Here is a 4,086-nt window from a genome sequence, read left to right on the forward strand (position 1 = left end):
CACCCGACATCGACGCGCCTGCTTGTCGGGTGCCGCTTCGCTTTACCCGACCTACCGCGCTTATTTGCAGAATGACATCCAAATCTATCGCTGGTCGATCAGGTCGAACTCCGCTGTGGGCTCGGTCTCGACCAGTTCGGCGATCGTGTCGTAGGCCTGGGCATTGCTGTCCATCTGGTCCTTGATCGGATCGTTCTGCTCGCCGACATGGCGGAAGAAGGTCGCGGCATCCCGCAGAAGCTTCGCGGCGATTTCGGCGTTGGTGGCCATCGTCGTGGTCCTTTTTCCGGAGGAGCGTATTCGGACTCCAACAAGGCGGCGCCGAGATGGTTGCAACCGGCGCTATCCGCCCGGACCTAAGCGGATGCCTTGTTCATCGCCGCGACGCGGTCGCGGTCGCTCTTCAGCCGGGAGAGATGCTGGCTGATCACGCCGGCGAGATGGGTCGGCAGATCCTTGTCGAGCGCCTGCTCGTAGCGGCGGACGGCTTCGCTTTCGCCCCGCTCGATTTCCTGGAGGATAGCCGTCCGGTCGCGCCCCATGACGGACGACTTCAGGCCGACGAAGAACCGGTGTGCCCCGCCCAGCATGGTGCCGCTCGCCTCCGGCGCTCCGCCCTGTTCCGCCACGTGCTTCTGAAGGTCCCGGACCATGGCGCCGCGCTGGGCCGACAGATCGTTGAACAGGGACTTCAGGTCCTGTTCCTCGGCGTCTTCGGCGGATTTGCGATACCCTTCGTGACTGTCCTCGGTGATCTGGATCAGGTCGTTCAGGGTATCGACAATCTCGTCCTTGGTCATGGCGGACTCCAGCAGGGGGTTCTTACCGGCAAGCGTTTGCGTACCGGCAAGAACCCGAACCAACCTGAATTGGTTCCCATACCCGGAAGAAGTCAGCCGCGCGGGGCGTGCTTGTTCAGGATGCGCTGGAGCGTCCGGCGATGCATCTTCAGGCGGCGCGCGGTCTCCGACACGTTGCGGTCGCACTGCTCGAAAACCCGCTGAATATGTTCCCAGCGGACCCGGTCGGCCGACATCGGGTTTTCCGGCGGCGGCGGCAGCGGACGGCCGTCGGCAAGCAGTGCCGCTTCGACCGCGTCGGCGTCGGCCGGCTTGGGCAGGTAATCGACGGCGCCGGCCTTGACCGCCGCGACGGCGGTCGCGATGTTGCCGTACCCGGTCAGCACCACGATCCTGCTGTCGGGACGGGCATCGCGCAAGGCCGCCACCACGTCCAGTCCGCTGCCGTCGCCCAGCCTAAGGTCGACCACGGCGAAGACGGGGGCGGATTCCTGGGCGACCTCGATCCCCATCGCGACGCTGTCGACCGCGACGACGTCGAAGCCGCGCTTCTCCATCGCTCTCGCCAAACGGTTGCGGAATGGGGGGTCGTCATCGACGACCAGTAGGCTGCGGGAAGCGTCACCGGAGAATGTAAGTTTGGCTGGCTCGCCTGTCGGACCGATCTCGGATGTCATTCTGCGTTCCCGTCCTCAGCCTTTCGTGTCGAAAATCGGTGGAATCCACCGTACGACAACTTGCGCCCCGCCGCTACGACTATTGGCGAACGCGACCACGGCGCCGGTCCGTTCCAACAGGGTCTGCGCGATGAAGATGCCCAGACCCATATGCGCCCGGCCGTCCGCCCGGCCGCCCTCGACACGCGTGGATATGTACGGCTCGCCGATCCGGTGCAGCAGGCTCTGCGGGAAGCCCGGACCGTCGTCGGTCACCGTAATCGTCAGCGATTCCAGATCCCAGCGGGCACGCACGGTCACGCGCGACCGGGCGAACTGGGTCGCGTTCTGGATCAGGTTGCCGAGCCCATGGATGATTTCCGGACTGCGCCGGATCATCGGAACGGCGGGTCCGGCGACCGCGTCGGTTTCCAGGACGAATTGTATATGACCCAGGCGATGCGGCGCGCCGGCGGCGTCGATCAGCGCCGCGACCGTCAGGCGGTCGAACGGCTCGCCGCCTTCCGCCTCCGGCTTGCGGGACAATTCGGCCAGGATGTCGCGGCAGCGCAGGCTCTGGCTTTGCAGCAAGGCGATGTCCTCGGCCAGCGGACTGTCCGGCGGGATCTCGCTCGCCAGTTCCTTCGCGACGAGATGGATGGTGCCGAGCGGAGTGCCCAGTTCATGGGCCGCAGCCGCCGCCAGCGCCCCCAGCGCCGACAGCCGCTGTTCCCGCTCCAGCGCCATCTGGCTGGCGGACAGCGCGTCGGAGATCGACCGCGCCTCCTGCGCCACGCTCCAGACATAGGCGGTGATGAAGATGGCGGAGAGCGACAGCGCCAGCCAGATGCCGAGCAGGTAAAGCGGCGGCAGGCCGACGGCGCCGTTGGCCCAAGGCAGCGGGAACTGCCACAGCGCCAGCCCGGTCAGGCAGCACAGCGCCAGCACCGTCAGCGCCGTCACGCTGACCCGCGACAAAATGGTGCCGGCGACCGTCAGCGGCGCCAGGATCAGGATCGCGAAGGGATTTTGCAGCCCGCCGGTCAGATAGAGCAGCAGCGTCAGTTGCAGCGTGTCGTACCCGAGATACAGCGCGGCGTCGCGGTCCGCCAGCCGGGGCCGCGCGCCGCGCTGGGCCTGCGCCGCGAGGTTCAGCAGCACCGAGGCGCCCATCGCGGCCAGCGCCGGTCCCAGCGGCAGCTTGAAGCCGAAGCCGTAATGGACGGACAGCACGGCGGTCAACTGGCCGAACACCGCGATCCAGCGAATCAGGATCAGGGTGCGCAGCGTCACCCGGCCGTCGATGGCCGTGGCGATGGGCGTAGCGTGGGGAGGGTATGCTGTTTCGGTCATGCGGGCGGCTTGGGCCTGGGGGTGGTCAGGGATGGGCAGACCTGCCATATAGCCTGCTTATGTCCCAAGCTGTCATTAAAGTCGAAGGCCTGACCAAGCGGTTCGACGACACCACCGCCGTAGACGCCATTAGCTTCGCCGTCCCCGCGGGCACGGTGGTCGGACTGCTGGGCGGCAACGGCGCCGGCAAGACCACGACCATCTCCATGCTGCTGGGCCTGCTGCTGCCGACATCCGGCACGATCGAGGTCCTGGGCGTCGATATGCTGCGCCACCGGCACCGGGTCCTGACCCGGATGAACTTCTCGTCCCCCTATGTGGACCTGCCGCACCGGCTGACCGTGGCGGAGAACCTGACCGTCTACGGCCATCTCTACGGATTGCCGGGCGTCCGGCGCCGCGTCGCGGAGATCGCGGAGGCGCTGGACATCGCCCAATTCCTGAAGAAGCCCGTCGGCAAGCTGTCGGCCGGACAGAAGACCCGCGTCGCCCTGGCCAAGGCGCTGCTCAACAAGCCGGACGTGCTGCTGCTGGACGAGCCGACCGCCTCGCTCGACCCCGATACGGCGGATTGGGTCCGGACATATCTGGAAACCTACCGGCGGGAGACCGGCGCCACGATCCTGCTGGCGTCCCACAACATGCTGGAGGTCGAGCGGCTGTGCAGCCTCGTGCTGATGATGCGCAAGGGCTCCATCGTCGATCGCGGCACGCCGGCCGAGTTGCTGGAACGCTACGGCCGCGACACGATGGAGGACGTCTTCCTGGACATCGCGCGCGAACGCCGGACCGGTGGCGTCGCCGACGCGGCGGATTAAACCAGTGAACCCAAGCAGAGATTATGATTGGACGATAGCGAACATCGGTTCCATGTAGAAGCGGCCTCCGGCCGCTTCTACATCACCGTGACAAACTGAGGAACGGGAACGATGGGTGCGTCTGTACGCCGCATCGCGGCGATGGTGCTGCGCTACTGGTATCTGCTGCGCGGCTCCTGGCCGCGAATCCTGGAACTGGCGTACTGGCCGACCGTCCAGATGATCATGTGGGGCTTCATCAGCCAGTTCATGGCGACCAACAGCACCTGGGTCGCACAGGCCGCCGGCGTGCTGATCGCGGCGGTGCTGCTGTGGGACGTGCTGTTCCGGGGCCAGCTCGGCGTGTCGGTGTCGTTCCTGGAGGAGATGTGGTCGCGCAATCTGGGCCACCTGTTCGTCAGTCCGCTGCGGCCGGGAGAATGGGTCGCGGCGCTGATGACGATGAGCCTGATCCGGACG

The 4,086-nt window shown here is 66.4% G+C and carries 5 protein-coding genes and 1 pseudogene; 2 read left to right on the top strand and 4 right to left on the bottom strand.

Translation table 11 applies throughout. The features are described from left to right. Window positions 1-84: 84 nt before the first annotated feature. The 4 genes from AC5JJ6_RS02105 to AC5JJ6_RS02120 all read right to left on the bottom strand — a co-directional run bounded on the left by AC5JJ6_RS02105 (window position 85) and on the right by AC5JJ6_RS02120 (window position 2,809). Complete coding sequence (locus tag AC5JJ6_RS02105; protein WP_044432289.1) at window positions 85-270, bottom strand: hypothetical protein; 186 nt, start codon at window positions 268-270, stop codon at window positions 85-87. 86 nt (window positions 271-356) lie between these two features. Beyond that, the gene (locus AC5JJ6_RS02110; protein ID WP_496040457.1) at window positions 357-800 is read right to left on the bottom strand and encodes a ferritin-like domain-containing protein; all 444 of its coding nucleotides are present in this window, start codon (window positions 798-800) and stop codon (window positions 357-359) included. A 92-nt stretch (window positions 801-892) separates the two neighbouring features. Beyond that, on the bottom strand, window positions 893-1,477 hold the full coding sequence (locus tag AC5JJ6_RS02115) for an ActR/PrrA/RegA family redox response regulator transcription factor (protein ID WP_044432291.1): 585 nt from the start codon (window positions 1,475-1,477) through the stop codon (window positions 893-895). Window positions 1,478-1,492: 15 nt separating this feature from the next. After that, window positions 1,493-2,809: an ActS/PrrB/RegB family redox-sensitive histidine kinase gene (locus tag AC5JJ6_RS02120; RefSeq protein WP_496040458.1), complete on the bottom strand. Its 1,317-nt coding sequence runs from the start codon at window positions 2,807-2,809 to the stop codon at window positions 1,493-1,495. Between the two features lie 59 nt (window positions 2,810-2,868). On the opposite strand from AC5JJ6_RS02120, the gene AC5JJ6_RS02125 reads away from it, so the two are divergent. Both AC5JJ6_RS02125 and AC5JJ6_RS02130 read left to right on the top strand, forming a co-directional pair. Beyond that, window positions 2,869-3,627, top strand: a complete 759-nt coding sequence (locus AC5JJ6_RS02125; RefSeq protein WP_496040459.1) for an ABC transporter ATP-binding protein — start codon at window positions 2,869-2,871, stop codon at window positions 3,625-3,627. 111 nt (window positions 3,628-3,738) lie between these two features. Next, window positions 3,739-4,086 (top strand): annotated as a pseudogene (locus tag AC5JJ6_RS02130) (ABC transporter permease); the annotation flags it as partial.

The organism is Skermanella sp. (genome assembly GCF_059503625.1).

Excerpts from the sequence above, each read along its gene's own strand:
- AC5JJ6_RS02110 (WP_496040457.1), bottom strand. The coding sequence starts at position 800 with ATGACCAAGGACGAGATTGTCGATACCCTGAACGACCTGATCCAGATC.
- AC5JJ6_RS02105 (WP_044432289.1), bottom strand. The coding sequence starts at position 270 with ATGGCCACCAACGCCGAAATCGCCGCGAAGCTTCTGCGGGATGCCGCG.
- AC5JJ6_RS02125 (WP_496040459.1), top strand. The coding sequence starts at position 2,869 with ATGTCCCAAGCTGTCATTAAAGTCGAAGGCCTGACCAAGCGGTTCGAC.
- AC5JJ6_RS02115 (WP_044432291.1), bottom strand. The coding sequence starts at position 1,477 with ATGACATCCGAGATCGGTCCGACAGGCGAGCCAGCCAAACTTACATTC.
- AC5JJ6_RS02120 (WP_496040458.1), bottom strand. The coding sequence starts at position 2,809 with ATGACCGAAACAGCATACCCTCCCCACGCTACGCCCATCGCCACGGCC.